Origin of the sequence: Pontimicrobium aquaticum (genome assembly GCF_005047595.1) — a bacterium.
GTDB classification, from domain to species: domain Bacteria; phylum Bacteroidota; class Bacteroidia; order Flavobacteriales; family Flavobacteriaceae; genus Pontimicrobium; species Pontimicrobium aquaticum.
In genome coordinates this window covers 25,243-39,893 of record NZ_SUPL01000009.1, presented here as the reverse complement: position 1 = coordinate 39,893, position 14,651 = coordinate 25,243, and the positions used below count along the sequence as shown (strand labels likewise).

At 32.4% G+C, this 14,651-nt stretch carries 13 protein-coding genes; 5 read left to right on the top strand and 8 right to left on the bottom strand.

Annotation, left to right across the window (positions count from 1 at the left end; all coding sequences use genetic code 11):
- Window positions 1-27: 27 nt before the first annotated feature.
- The 3 genes from E5167_RS14230 to tsaB are packed head-to-tail and all read left to right on the top strand — an operon-like array spanning window position 28 to window position 3,175.
- Complete coding sequence (locus E5167_RS14230) at window positions 28-1,146, top strand: efflux RND transporter periplasmic adaptor subunit (RefSeq protein WP_136844835.1); 1,119 nt, start codon at window positions 28-30, stop codon at window positions 1,144-1,146.
- A gap of 10 nt (window positions 1,147-1,156) precedes the next feature.
- The gene (locus E5167_RS14225; protein WP_169301439.1) at window positions 1,157-2,500 is read left to right on the top strand and encodes a TolC family protein; all 1,344 of its coding nucleotides are present in this window, start codon (window positions 1,157-1,159) and stop codon (window positions 2,498-2,500) included.
- A 3-nt stretch (window positions 2,501-2,503) separates the two neighbouring features.
- The gene (tsaB, locus tag E5167_RS14220) at window positions 2,504-3,175 is read left to right on the top strand and encodes a tRNA (adenosine(37)-N6)-threonylcarbamoyltransferase complex dimerization subunit type 1 TsaB (protein WP_136844833.1); all 672 of its coding nucleotides are present in this window, start codon (window positions 2,504-2,506) and stop codon (window positions 3,173-3,175) included.
- Here tsaB and E5167_RS14215 read toward each other — a convergent pair.
- The 4 genes from E5167_RS14215 to E5167_RS14200 form a co-directional block, all read right to left on the bottom strand.
- A complete protein-coding gene (locus E5167_RS14215; RefSeq protein WP_136844832.1) occupies window positions 3,172-3,984 on the bottom strand; it encodes a mechanosensitive ion channel family protein in 813 nt (270 codons plus the stop codon). The two genes, tsaB and E5167_RS14215, sit on opposite strands and share 4 nt — an antisense overlap.
- Window positions 3,985-3,998: 14 nt before the next feature.
- Entirely contained in the window at window positions 3,999-4,358 is a 360-nt protein-coding gene (locus E5167_RS14210; protein ID WP_136844831.1) for a DUF1304 domain-containing protein, read from the bottom strand.
- 9 nt (window positions 4,359-4,367) lie between these two features.
- Window positions 4,368-6,401, bottom strand: coding sequence for a thioredoxin domain-containing protein (locus E5167_RS14205; protein WP_136844830.1), 2,034 nt, complete (start codon window positions 6,399-6,401; stop codon window positions 4,368-4,370).
- A 142-nt stretch (window positions 6,402-6,543) separates the two neighbouring features.
- Entirely contained in the window at window positions 6,544-7,446 is a 903-nt protein-coding gene (locus E5167_RS14200; protein WP_136844829.1) for a NifU family protein, read from the bottom strand.
- Window positions 7,447-7,588: 142 nt separating this feature from the next.
- On the opposite strand from E5167_RS14200, the gene E5167_RS14195 reads away from it, so the two are divergent.
- Entirely contained in the window at window positions 7,589-8,599 is a 1,011-nt protein-coding gene (locus E5167_RS14195; RefSeq protein ID WP_136844828.1) for a PorP/SprF family type IX secretion system membrane protein, read from the top strand.
- Between the two features lie 198 nt (window positions 8,600-8,797).
- Complete coding sequence (locus tag E5167_RS14190) at window positions 8,798-9,313, top strand: gamma carbonic anhydrase family protein (protein ID WP_136844827.1); 516 nt, start codon at window positions 8,798-8,800, stop codon at window positions 9,311-9,313.
- 1 nt (window position 9,314) lies between these two features.
- On the opposite strand, the gene murI is transcribed toward E5167_RS14190, so the two are convergent.
- From murI to bamA, 4 genes are all read right to left on the bottom strand, one after another.
- Window positions 9,315-10,094, bottom strand: a complete 780-nt coding sequence (gene murI, locus E5167_RS14185) for a glutamate racemase (RefSeq protein WP_136844826.1) — start codon at window positions 10,092-10,094, stop codon at window positions 9,315-9,317.
- Window positions 10,095-10,164: 70 nt separating this feature from the next.
- Complete coding sequence (locus E5167_RS14180) at window positions 10,165-10,674, bottom strand: OmpH family outer membrane protein (RefSeq protein ID WP_136844825.1); 510 nt, start codon at window positions 10,672-10,674, stop codon at window positions 10,165-10,167.
- A gap of 48 nt (window positions 10,675-10,722) precedes the next feature.
- On the bottom strand, window positions 10,723-11,880 hold the full coding sequence (locus E5167_RS14175) for an OmpH family outer membrane protein (protein WP_136844824.1): 1,158 nt from the start codon (window positions 11,878-11,880) through the stop codon (window positions 10,723-10,725).
- Between the two features lie 182 nt (window positions 11,881-12,062).
- On the bottom strand, window positions 12,063-14,648 hold the full coding sequence (gene bamA / locus E5167_RS14170; protein ID WP_239022009.1) for an outer membrane protein assembly factor BamA: 2,586 nt from the start codon (window positions 14,646-14,648) through the stop codon (window positions 12,063-12,065).
- Window positions 14,649-14,651: the final 3 nt, after the last annotated feature.

Below are 14,651 nucleotides of genomic sequence, written 5' to 3'. Positions count from 1 at the left end.
AAAATCAACATTATATCAATTAAAAAAATGAAAAAACCAGTAAAAATTATTTTAGGAATTGTTTTAATAATACTATTAGCATTCGTATTAAAATATTTTAAAGATTCTAATACAGCCGAAGTTGTAGATTATAAAATCGATGAGCCTTACTACACATCTATCGACTATAAAGTAGTAGCAACAGGAAAGCTAAACCCAGAAGAAGAAATTGAGTTAAAACCTCAAGTATCTGGTATTGTTGATAACATAATGGTAGAAGAAGGAGATATTGTAAAAAAAGGAGACTTAATAGCTAAAATTAGAGTCGTTCCAAACGAGCAAAGCTTAGTAAGTGCTAGAAGTAGAATTAAAACAGCCGAATTATCTAAAAATAATGCGCAAACACTATACGATAGAAACAAAGCTTTATTCGAAAAAGGCGTTATTTCTAAACAAGACTTTGAGAATAGCGAGCTATCGTTAAATCAGGCAAACGAAAGTTTAAAGCAAGCACAAAACGATTATCAAATTATAAGACAAGGATCATTGTCTGGTGGAACTTCTGCAAATACAAACATTATTGCACAAATTTCTGGAACGGTACTTCAAATTCCAATTCGTGAAGGAGATCAAGTCATACAAAGTAATAATTTTAATGCGGGAACAACCATTGCTACCATTGCCGATATGAGTAAAATGATCTTTGAAGGAAATGTAGATGAAGCCGAGGTTGGTAAAATAGAAGAAGGAAAAGACATCATTGTAGTTCTTGGTGCAATTAACGAAAAAGAATTTCCGGCAAAGTTAACCTTTGTGGCACCTAAAGGGATAGAAGAAAATGGCGCAGTACAGTTTACCATAAAAGCCGATGTTGAGGTAGAACCATCTACTAAAATTAGAGCTGGTTACAGTGCTAACGCTGAAATTGAAATTGAAAGTAAAGATAGTATCCTTTGTATAAAAGAGGCTTTATTACAGTTTAACAGAATTACAGAAAAACCATTTGTAGAAATTCAAAAAGAAGATGGGTCGTTTGAAAAAGTAGATGTTGAATTAGGACTTTCTGATGGAATTAATGTTGAAATTACAGAAGGCATTAAAGAAGGAGACAAAATAAAAGTTTGGAACAAAGCCAAGGAAGAAAACAATGATGATGATGACAATTAATAGAAAAACTATGATGCAGAATATAAAATATAAACTAGCAGCATTACTACTTTTAATTGGTTTTTCAGTAACTGCTCAAAATAATAAAGTATGGACACTCCAAGAATGTGTCACCCATGCTTTAGAAAACAATATTACCATCCAAAGAGGAGAAAATACGCTTTTAATTAATGAGCAAGATATTATAGGAGCCAAAGGAAACTTTTTGCCTTCTGTTAGTGGTAGCGTTGGACATAGTTTAGGTATTGGTACAAATAGAGTTGATATTGGTCAGCAGCAAGTGGTTGTTGATAGAACAACAAATAGCACAAACCTAAGCGTTAATGTTAATCAAAATATTTTTAATGGCTTTAGAACGACCAACCTATATAAGCAAGCGCAATTAAATTTAGAGACTAATAAATTAGAGCTTAACAGGATGAGAGATGACATTTCGTTGAATGTTGCAAATGCTTATTTAAATGTGTTGTTTAATAAAGAACGATTAGAAACTGCAAAGGCTCAATACGAATTTTCAAAAAAGCAATTACAACAAGTTAAAGACTTGGTTGATGCTGGAGTACAACCTCGTGCAAATATTTACGATGTAGAAGCAACGTTAAGTACAGACGAACAAAGTGTAACAGTTGCTAATAATAATTATACTTTAGCATTATTAAACTTGTCACAGCTCCTACAAGTACCGTTTGAAGGATTTAATGTAGAAATCATAGACATAGATACACCATCCGCCGAACTAATGTATCGAGATATTAAACCCATTTTAAACTACGCGCTGGAGAACAGAAACGAAATTAAAGTTGCTGAAAAGAATATAGAAAACGCCGAACTAAGCACCGAAATTTCTAAAAGTGGCTTTATGCCTAGTGTAAGTGCAAGTTACGGACTTGGCACAAATGCATTTTTCACAAATTTATCTCAAACTGAAGCAAGTTTTTTCCAACAATTTAAAGATCAAAAGTCTCATAGGTTTAGTTTAAATGTAAATATCCCAATCTTTTCTAGGTTTCAAAATAAAACAGCGGTCGCTAAATCAAAAATTAGAGAAGAGAACTCAAAATTAGATTTAGACCAGGCAAAATTAACCTTAGAGTCTAATATTCAAAGAGCCTTTACTGACGCCCAAGCAGCTCTTAAAGCGTATATTGCAGCTCAAAAATCATTAGAAGCTCAGCAATTATCATTTTCTAATACGCAAGAACGCTATAACTTAGGTAATATGAATGCTTTTGAATTAGAACAAGCTAGAATTAGATTAATTAATGCAGAGTCATCTTTAATAAATGCAAAGTATGATTTTGTTTTTAAGACAAAAGTTTTAGATTTTTACATCGGAAAAACCATTGTGTTATAAAGATTGAATTATATACTTAACATAGAAACATCAACAACAAACTGTTCAGTCTCTCTTTCAAATAACGGAGAGACTGTTGTTTTAAAAGAAGATTACAATAGTAACTATTCTCACGCAGAACGATTACACGTTTATATTGATGAGGTATTGAAAGAAGCAAACGTTTCTTTAGGCGACTTAAAAGCCATAGCCATTAGTAAAGGCCCAGGTTCCTATACAGGACTACGTATTGGCGTTTCGGCAGCAAAGGGGCTTTGTTTTGCCTTAGACATACCATTAATATCTATTCCTACTCTAGAAAGTTTAGCACATCAAGTTAGTGCAGAAACTGGCGTTATAATCCCAATGCTAGATGCTAGACGTATGGAAGTCTATTCGGCAGTTTTTGATGCTAACTACAATCAAATAAGAGACACTCAAGCACAAATACTTGATGATAATTCTTTTGGCATGTATTTAGATGTTGGGGAAGTGTTTTTTATAGGTAATGGCGTTAATAAAACAAAAGAGCTTATATCTCATACCAATGCCATTTTTATTGAGTCTAAACTACCTTCGGCAAATGAAATGAGCCAATTGGCTTATCAAAAGTATAAGAAAAGCGACATCGAAGATGTCGCCTATTTTGAACCTTATTACCTAAAAGATTTTATTGCTATTAAGCCTAAATCTTAGCTTTCTTTATGTATTTCTACTTGATGAGGGTAAGGGATTTCAATACCAGCGGCATCAAGAGCTTCTTTAGTTTGTTCGGTTATATCAAAATAAACAGCCCAATAATCTTCAGATTTACACCAAGGTCTTACAGCAAAATTCACAGAACTATCAGCTAATTCCGAAACATTTACAGTGGGTTGAGGATCTTTAAGCACTAAAGGATGAGATGTAAGTACTTGCATTAGCACCTCCTTGGTTTGTTTTATGTTTGAATCGTATCCAACACCAAAGGTTAAATCCACACGACGTGTACCTTCAGTAGTATAATTTATAATGTTTCCATTGGATAAAGCTCCGTTAGGAATAATTATTTCTTTGTTTGAAAGACCAGTAAGTTTAGTTGTAAAAATTTCTATCTCCTTAACTACGCCAATTTCACCTTGTGCTTCAATAAGATCTCCAATTTTTATAGGTTTAAAAATCATTAACAATACACCTCCTGCAAAATTACCTAAACTTCCTTGTAAAGCCATTCCAATTGCTAAACCAGCGGCTGCTAATATCGCTGCAAAAGAGGTTGTTTCAACACCTAACTGCCCTAAAATAGCAATTACTAAAAGGATTTTTAAAGACCAATGAATAAGGTTTAATAAAAACTTTTGAAGACTTTCATCATAATCACGTTTAGACATTACTTTTTTAATACCTCTTATTATTTTTTTGATAACCCAAGAACCAATAATCCATATTATTATGGCTCCAATGACTTTGATACCGTAAACTGATGCGAAGTCTATAAGTTTATCTAATATGTTTTCTAATTTCATTTTTACTATTGTTTTTAAGTGTTAATTAATATTATTATTAGTGCGAATAAAGCAGGAATTCCTTGAATATAAAACAAGCGAGCTTTTTGTGTGCTATACGACCCATAAATGGCGGCAATAGTCACACAAACTAGAAAGAAAACAGAAAAGTTTTTATCTCCTATAATCAGGGAATATATCAAGCCTGCTGCTAAAAACCCATTGTATAGCCCTTGATTTGCAGCTAAAACCTTTGTGTCTTCAGCAAATTCTTTAGATTTTAATCCAAAGGTTTTGATGCCTTTTGGTTTGGTCCAAAGAAACATTTCTAATATTAGAAAGTAAATATGCTCAATAGCGACGATGCTTATTAAAACTGTGATTAGAATATCCATTTTTAAGTATTATTTCATTAAATCAAATGCTTTATTAATTTCAGATACTGGAAATTGACAAGCTTTATTAACACACACATATATAAGTGTTTTATCTTCGGAGTATCTACCTTTTAATAAAGGTAAATCATTTTCTTCGTTGCTTCCTGCAATAAGCTTATTCGGGATATATGTTTTGTTTAAAGCAATTAATTTCTTTTCAGCATGTTTTCCAACAATAGCAACTTCGTAATAATTATTGGTATAATTAAGCATTAAATCCATCCAATTAGAAAACGCTGAAGGATATTTTTCTAGTTCTGGTAACATGTTATTTAACATGGTTGTGGCTATTTTTTCGTAAGAAGAATTACCAAAATAATGTGATAATTTAAACAAATTTTTAGCCATTATTGAGTTGCTTGCTGGAATAACATTGTCTCGATACTCTATAGTTCTAGACACTAAGGCAGTGTCTAGATTTGAAGTAAAAAAGAACATATTACTTTTATCATCAAAGAAATAATCTAGTGTATAGTTTAGTAAATTTCTAGCATATCTTAGCCATTTTTCATCTAAGGTGTTTTCATAAATAGATATAAAAGCATCTATGGTTGTTGCATAGTCTTCTAGGTAGCCATTAATAGTGCTTTTCCCATTTTTATAGTTGTGATTTAAACCTCCATCGTTTTTAGATTGAATACTAATAATGAATTGTGCATTTTTTAGTGCAGCTTTTAAAAACCGTTCTTCATTAAAAATACGATAGGCATCTATATAACCTTTGGTCATTAAGGCATTCCATGATGTTAGAATTTTATCATCTAATCTTGGTCTATTTCTTTTCTCTCTTTCTTTTAATAGTATGGATTTCCAGTTTTTCAGCTTTTCTTTTAGAACTTTGGTTGAGATGTTATGCTTTTTTGTAATAACTCCTTCAGATTGTTTTCTAATCAATACATAATTACCATGCTCCCAAAAGCCATAATCGTTAATAGAGTAATAATCTGAAAATAATTGAAAATCTTCATCTAATAAATTTTGCAGCTCTTTTTTAGACCAAACATAAAAAGCACCTTCTTCTAAATCTCCTTTTTTGTTGATACTATCGGCATCTAAAGAAGAGTAAAATGTACCATCATTATTAGTGAGTTCACGTCCTACAAAATCTAGAGTATCATAAACAACCTCTTTGTAAAGTGGGTTTTTAGTTGCTAAATAAGCATCGCTATATAAACTAACTAATTGGGCATTATCATAAAGCATTTTTTCAAAATGAGGCACATGCCATTTATTATCTACCGAATACCGAGAAAAACCTCCACCTATGTGATCAAAAATACCACCATAGGCAATTTTTGTAAGCGTAATATTTACATATTTTTGAAGCTCTACATGATTGTTTTGATAAGCCTCTCTCAATAAAAAATGAAGATTATTAGGCATCATAAATTTTGGGGCACGATTGGTGCCTCCTTTTTCATAGTCAAAGTTTTGAGACCAACTATTTATAGCATTGTCAATAATAGACTTTTTAAAATTTATGTCATTAGTGTTTAAGCTTACTATATCTAATGATTTTATTCCAGTTTCTAGTTTTTCAGCATATTCATGCAATTTTTCTGGATTAGTAATGTATAAATCTGCTATTTGTTCAAGTGTTTTTATCCATTGCTCTTTTTTAAAATAGGTACCACCCCAAACAGGTCTGCCATCTGGTAAAGCGACAACATTTAATGGCCAACCACCACTTCCTGTTAGTAACTGAACAGCATTCATATACACCTGGTCAATATCTGGACGTTCTTCTCTATCAACTTTAATGTTAATGTAATTGTTGTTCATTACTTGAGCGACTTCAATATTTTCAAAGCTTTCATGTTCCATAACATGACACCAATGGCAAGCTGCATAACCAACACTAATAATGATGAGCCTGTTTTTTTCTTTGGCTTCGGCTAAGGTATTATCGTTCCAAGCTTTCCAATGTATTGGGTTATGTGCATGTTGCAACAAATACGGACTCGTTTCATTAATAAGCTCGTTGGTATATTGGTGTGTCATGCTTTTGTTTTAATGGTACTATTTGAAAATTTTAAGAAGTTAATGATAGAAACAATCAAATGTATTTATTCCAAATTTACAAAAAAGGGTATAAAAAAAGCGTTTCAAAAGAAACGCTTTATAATGTATTAAGATGATTTATTTAACCATTTATAGCTTCGACAGTTTCAACCTTGCCTTGTAACATTTCTTTAAGCATATTTTCTATGCCGTTTTTTAAAGTAAAAGTAGAAGAAGGGCAGCCACTACAAGCACCTTGTAAAATAACCTTAACCTTTTTAGTTTGTGAGTCGTAAGATTTAAATTGAATATTACCACCATCACTTGCTACAGCTGGCTTTACATATTCTTCTAAGATATTTACAATTTCTTTTGAGACATCATCTAATGTTTCAAATTGTTCTTCTTTTGCTACTTCGGTATTTTGGCTCATTTCAGGAGCGTCGTCAGTCACTATTACTTTTCCGTTTTCTATGTAAGCTCTAATAAATTCTCTAAGTTCCATTGTGATATCATTCCATTCAGCAACATCATATTTAGTAATAGACACGTAGTTTTTGTCTATAAAAACACTTTTTACAAAAGGAAAATGAAATAACTCTGTAGCGAAAGGAGAAGATTTAGCTTCGTCAATAGAAGTGAATTCAAGCATGAAAGGTGCTAAATTTTTATTAGCAACAAATTTTAATACTGAAGGATTTGGTGTGCTTTCGGCATAAACAGTTACTGCTGCTTTCTTATTTTTTTCTGTTGAAGTAACAACAACACCTCCATTATTTATATAAGCTTCTATTTGCTCTTTTACTTCTTCCTTTACATCGCTCCATTCTACAATATTAAAACGTTCTATAGCTATAAAATTCCCTGAGATATAGACTTTTTTTACAAAAGGTAAATAAAACAGCTGTTGTGCAAGTGGTGAATTTTTAGCTTCATCAATGTTGTTATACTCAAAACTTTCATACTGAGTTAAGAACGAATTTGTTTCAAATTTTAATATGGTTGGATTGTTTGTTTCTTGAATTGAAACCTCAATTTTTTTCATTACAGTTATTTTTTTGCAAAAATAATAAAAGAAATGTCGAGTTATATATATATTTGAGAATCATTAACCTAAATTTAGTATTCGTTCTAAATTAATAAATAAGGTAAACGATATTGCCCTAATTGCCTTGAAATAAAATTATATGAAATTGAAAAGACTTTTTTTATGCCTCATAACGCTTGGGATGTTGCAGTTTTCGAACGCGCAAGAAGGGTTGCCAATATATTCTGATTACTTAACAGATAACTATTATTTAATCCATCCATCCATGGCTGGTGTTGCCAATTGTAATAAAGTAAGACTTACTGGTCGCCAACAATGGCTTGGGCAATCTAATGCACCAAGCTTACAAACATTGAGTGTTAATGGTAGATTTGGTGAAACGCCTTCGGCATATGGCGCCATTGCTTTTAACGACAAAAATGGATATCACTCGCAAACTGGAGCTTATTTAACTTATGCACATCATTTAATGTTTTCTAGGAATCCAATTGATTTGAATATGTTATCGTTTGGATTGAGCGCAGGAATGATTCAGTATAAATTAGATGAAACTTCTTTTTTAGCAGATGGTTTTGATCCAATTATCTCTGGAATAGAACAAAGTGCTACGAATTTTAATATTGATTTTGGATTTTCATACCATTTTTTAGATTTTTATGCACACGCCACCGTAAAGAATGTTTTAGCAAACGATGGTATTAATTTTAACGAACAAGGATTAAGCTATAATAATTTAAGAACGTATTTATTTTCTGCTGGGAATGTGTTTAGCAGATTAGGTAGTGAATGGAGTTACGAACCTTCAATTATGTTTATGCATCGTGATGCAACCAAGGAGTCTTTAATAGATTTAAATATGAAAGCTTACAAAGAAATGGAGTTTGGTAAGCTTTGGGCAGGAATATCATACAGAACCAGTTTAGATGGTGCTGAATATTTAAATGGCACTGGTGTAAGTAGTCAAAAACTACAATATTTTACACCACTAGTAGGTATCAACTATAAAAACTTTGTGTTTGCTTATACTTATTCGTATCAAGCCAATTCAGTAGTTTTTAACAATGGAGGGTTTCATCAAATTACCCTAGGTATTAACTTTGGATGCCGACGAGAAAAATATGAATGTAACTGTCCTGCTATAAATTTATAACCAAACTTTTTTCTAACGAAACACTTAAATATTTCGAATAAGCATTAACAGATTTGGGGTTTACAAGATACTTAGTAAACGTTAACAAAGTTATTGATAAGTAAAAAGGAAAAGCAGAAATCTCAAGAAAAGAAATAGTAATAACTTAAAGGAATTCTCAACAAAAATAATGTGATTCCTTTCTTCAAAGGAATTGAAATGTCAATCGTAAAACCAGTAAACGGAAAATCACCTCAAATACCTAAAAATTGTTATGTTGCAGAAAACGCAACCATTGTAGGAGAAGTTACCATGGGAAACCAATGTAGTATTTGGTTTAATGCCGTAATTCGTGGTGATGTACATTACATTAAAATGGGAAACAAAGTCAATGTGCAAGATGGCGCAGTGATTCACGCAACGTATAAAACCTCGCCAACAAACATAGGCAACAATGTAAGTATTGGTCATAATGCTATAGTACATGGTTGTACCATCAAAGATAATGTACTTATTGGCATGGGAAGCATCGTCATGGACGACTGTGTAGTGGAAAGTAACAGTATTATTGCTGCAGGAGCAGTGGTAACAAAAAACACTAGAGTGGAAGCTGGTAGTATTTATGCAGGTATTCCTGCTAAAAAAGTAAAAGATATTAGCAAAGAACTTATTTCAGGAGAGATTAACAGAATTGCTGATAATTATGTGAAATACTCTAGTTGGTTTAAGGAGTAGTTTAAAACTCCAAATACTCAACATTATAGTTGCTATCTAAAAGCTCAGTCATAACTTTAGGGTTTCCATTGGTGTAAAATTGATGTTTAGCTTTTACTTTACTAGTATTAAGTAATTGATGCTTTTCTAAAATAGCTTTGGTTTGTTTGGCCACAGCTTCCCCAGAATCAATTATTTTAACGTGTTTTGGAAGTATTTCAAGAAGTATTGGCATTAAGTAAGGGTAATGCGTACAACCAAGTACTAAGTGGTCTATATTAGCTTTAATCATGGGTTTTAAATACATGTTTAGCAACCCTTTCATTTCTTCGGAGTGTAATTTTCCAGTTTCTATAAGCTGTACAATGCCTTCTCCTTCTTGCTCAATAATTGTAATGCCGTTGCCAAAAAGGTTCGTGGTTTTATGGAATAGCTCACTAGAAAGTGTGCCTTTTGTAGCTAAAATACCAATGGCGTTGGTTTTTGTTTGTAACGCAGCTGGTTTTATGGCAGGCTCTATACCTATAAAAGGAATGTTATAGTTATCACGTATATGTTTTATGGCATTGGTAGTTGCTGTATTACAAGCAACAACAATAAGTTTGCAGTTTTCTTCTAGAAGGAATTCGACATTCTTTTCGCAGAGAGTTATTATCTGTTTCTTTCCTTTTGGACCATAAGGTGCATTTTTGCTATCAGCTAAATAAATAGTATTTTCAAATGGTAATAAGGCATGTATTTCCCTCCAAATGGAAGTGCCACCAACTCCTGAATCGAAAATGCCAATAGGTTGCTTACTCATAATACTACAAAAATAAAAAAGCTGCCTATATAAGACAGCTTTTAAAATTGTTATTTAATTAAGAAGGTTTTTAGAATCCTAATTCTTTCTTTACATCTGCTAGTAAGTCTTTACCATCGGCAAGAATCACACCTTGCCCTTGTGTAGAGTCTAATACATAATGAAACCCTTGAGCTCTGGCAACTTTTAAAATTGCTTCTTTAGCTTTTTCGGTAATAGGTTTTAATAAATCAAACTCTTTTTTCTGCATTTCTTGCTGAGCTTGTGCTTGAAATTGACGGATATTTTGCTCCATAGCAGCTACTTCTTGTACTCTTTTTTGATTTTCTTCTTGAGTTTTCGTTGAAGCTTCAGCATCATACTGCTTTACTTTCTTATCATATTCTTTACCCATGTCTTGTATTTGTACTTCATAGGTTTTACCTAATTTTTCTAATTCAGCTTGTGCTGCTTTGGTTTCAGGCATCGCAGCTATTAACTCCTGCGTGTTAATATGAGCAACTTTACTTTGCGCATTCATAAAACTGGTACTTCCAACTAAAAGTGCGATTGCTAATACTAAGGTCTTTAAGTGTTTCATTTTAAATAAATTGTGTTATAAATTGTTGTCTATTAATTATTCTAAGTTCTAATTGTTATTGTTTTTAGCCTTTTTTATACTGTCTTGTACTTTTTTGGCTTCTAATTTTGCTTTTCTGTCGGCTAATATTTTTTTTTTCTTTTCTTCAAGTGCTTTTTTACGAGCTTCTTTTGGACTTAATTTCTTTGTTGTGCTATCGGTTGGTTTTTTAGCAGCTTCTTTTTCTTTTTTTATATCATCAATTTTAGCTTGTCTATCGGCTAATATTTTCTTTTTCTTTTCTTCAAGGGTTTGTTTTCTTTTTTCAGCAGCACTTAATTTTGGTTCTTCAGCTTTTTTGGTTTCAGTTTTAGCTTCTTCATTAACTTTTTTTGCAGTATCCTCTTTTACATTATCTGTCTTTGTTTCTGCATTACTAGTATTATTGCGAGCATCTAACTTTTCCTGTCTTGCTTTAGCACGATCTTCAAGAATTTTTTGTCTTTTTTCTTCAAGAGCTTTTTTCTTTGCGTCACGATTGGCTTGCTGTTTAGCGCGCTTATCTGCAATTTCTTTTTCACGATTCGCCTTTTTGTCTGCTAATGCTTGTGCTCTAGCTTCTTGACTTTCGTTAACTTCAGGTACAATTTCTTCGGCTTCGGCAGCTCTTTTTTCTTTACGATTTTGAACCTGAGTACGTTTTGCAGTTCGGGTAATAGTACGTAGTACTTGGTCACTAATATCGTATCTATCGGCTGAGTAAAGCATGACTACATCGGCTGATTTATCAAATACAAAATCATATTTTTTATTACTAGCAATTTCCTGTACTGCTGTAAAAATTTGATCTTGAATGGGCTGCATTAATTGCTTCCGTTGTATCATTAAATCGCCATTTGGGCCAAAACGCTTTTGCTGATAATCTAAAACTTCATTTTCTTCTATGCTAATTTCTTCTTGACGTTCCTGGATTAATTCGGGTGTCAATAATACACTTTCTGAAGAGAGTTGTTTTTTCTTTTGATCTATTTCGCTTAAACGTTTTTCTATCTCATTTTTCCATTTATCAACCTTTGATTCTAATTGAGATGAAGCGCTTTGGTATTCAGGGACGTTTTGTAAAATATACTCAGTATCTATATAACCAATTCTTACACTTCGTTGTGCAAAACTAGATAGACTAATAAAGGATGTTATTGTCAGTAAAAAAAGAACTTTTGTTTTCATCCGTATATGCTTTTTATAATTGCTTTGGTTTTAATTTTTAACACTAACAGACAAATTTTTTGATTTGGTGCGAGCATTAATATTTATCAAATAAACGAAATATATTTTGAAAAATTTTACCGCACTAATTAAATCGTTAAACTGTAAAAGTTACACTGTAAATAGAAAATATCGTGCCAAACTTAAAATTGTTGTCCAATTATAAAGTGTGTTTCCCATCCATGCTTCACTGCTTGTCCTGGTAATGGGTCGAAACCATGACCAAAATCAATACCTAATAAACCAAATGCAGGCATAAACAATCTAATACCAAAACCAGCCGAACGTTTTAATGCAAATGGATTGTAATCTCTAAAATTATCATACGATGCACCAGCTTCTAAAAACGCTAAAGCATAAATTTTTGCTTGTTGCGATTTTAAAGTAATAGGGTATCTTAATTCTAAAGAAAACTTATTATAAATTGTTCCACCATCTTGCGAAGATAATGATTGGTTTGGATACCCTCGTAGTGAAATAGCTTCCCTACCATCTAAACTATAAGTTCCCATACCATCACCACCAACAAAATAGCGTTCAAAAGGAATTACTCCTCTATCGTTATTATATGCACCTAAAAAACCAAACTCCACTTTAGGTCTCAATACCATGTCGCCAATAACTCTTGCATACCACTCGCCATTAAATTTTACTTTGTAAAATTCTAACCATTTAAAACGTTCTTGATCTATTTCCGAAATTCTATCGGCAGCATCATTTCTAGTAGAGTTAGAAAGTGTTGTATTGTTTTGAATTTCTAACTGATCTGCTCTTTCTTCTTTTAATGCTTTATAATCAACCTTATTAAAGACCGAGTAAGGTAATGATAGTTTTGCAGTCACACTAAAATTTGAACCGCCTGTTGGATATATAGGATCTACATTGGTATTATTTCTACTTAGGCCAATGGTATATGCTAAATTGTTTGAAGACCCATTACCAAAGGTGAATAAACCTGTGTTATAATTTTTTAAGTCGTAATGCTGAAAACTAATGGCTTGAGATAATACAAAGTAATCATCTGGAACCGATAATCTTTTTGCTAATCCAACAGAAAGCCCTGTAATGTTAAAACGTCTGTCTTTATCAGCATTTCTTGTAGCAGGATTATATAAAAATTGCTTTGTGTGTGATAGTGATGTAGAGAAACTTACTGGTTTTTTTCCTCCAAACCAAGGTTCAGAAAATGAAAAACTATAGGTTTGGTAAAATCTACTTGCTTGAAGGCGTAATGCTAGTTTTTGACCATCTCCCATTGGAATAGGTTTGTAGGCGTCTTTTTTAAAGATATCTTTAATAGAAAAGTTATTAAACGATAAGCCTAAAGTACCAATAAAACCACCACCACCATAACCACCTTGTAGTTCTATTTGGCTTGATCCGCGCTCTACTACAGAGTATTCCATATCTAGAGTGCCATCGTTGGCATTTACATTTTTGAAATTAGGTTCAATTTGTTGAGCATCAAAAAACCCTAATTGCCCTAATTCTCGAATAGTACGAATAACATCTGCTTTGCTATATCTTTGGCCTGGACGTGTCCTGATTTCTCTGTAAATAACATGGTCGTTTGTTTTGTCGTTGCCGACAACCGATATTTTATTAAAATAAGCAGGTTTCCCTTCAATAATTCTAATTTCCATGTCAATCACATTTCCATCGGCACTCGTTTCAACAGGTGTAATGCTTGAGAATAAATAACCGCTATTTTGATACAGATTTGCTATATCATCGCCATCAGGTTTAGTTTCGTCTTGAATACGCTTTTTAAGTTCTACACCATTGTAAGTATCACCCTTGTTTATTCTAAGAATTCTATTTAATAATTCATCTGTATATACAGTGTTTCCTAAAAATTTAATATCTCCATAGGTGTATTTTTCACCTTCTTCTAAATTAATAACTAAAGAAACTGTATTGTCTGGGTTGTATATTAAAGAGTCTGAAATGATACGAGCATCTCTGTAACCGTTCTCTTTATATGTGTCAATAATGCTTACTAAATCCTCATTAAAGTCTGCTTCAATATATTTTGAACGTTTAAATATTCTAATAGGATTTTTCTTCTTAGTGTTTTTCATGGCTTTTTTTAGCTTTTTAGCCTTGAGTTTTTCTCTGCCATTAAACACTATGTCTTTCACTTTTACTTTATTTCCTTTATCTATATTAAGCTTCATGTTTACGCGTTGCTTATCAATAGAATCTGTTACTTCGGAGGTTGTAATGGTGACATTTGCTTTTAGGAACCCTTTTTTCTGGTAAGTGCTCTCCAAGTAATTTTCGGTAGTCTTTATTAGGTTCTCGGTTACTTTAACTCCAGGGCTAAGTTTGTTGTCTTTTATGATGTCATCGAACTTCGATTTTTTAACACCTTCAATTTTAACATCCTTTAGTTCTGGGAGATCTTGTAAATGAATTTCTAAATTGGCTACATTGCCTTCTATACTGCTTATATAGATATTGATGCTACTGAAAAGATCCGAATTCCAAAGTTTTTTTACAGCTTCAGCAATTTTAGATTGCGATGTTCTAGGTACCGTAATTTCTTGTCCTTTTCGTAACCCAGAATAGGTTATAACTGTTTCGGCTCCAAAGCTAGTGCTTCCTGTTACAATTATGTCTCCTATAGTATAGGTTTTAGAGTTTTGAGTATTGCCTATCTGTGCGGTTATAGACACACTACTTAGTATAAAAGCAATAAATAATAGTCTAGTAATATGTGTTCTCAATAG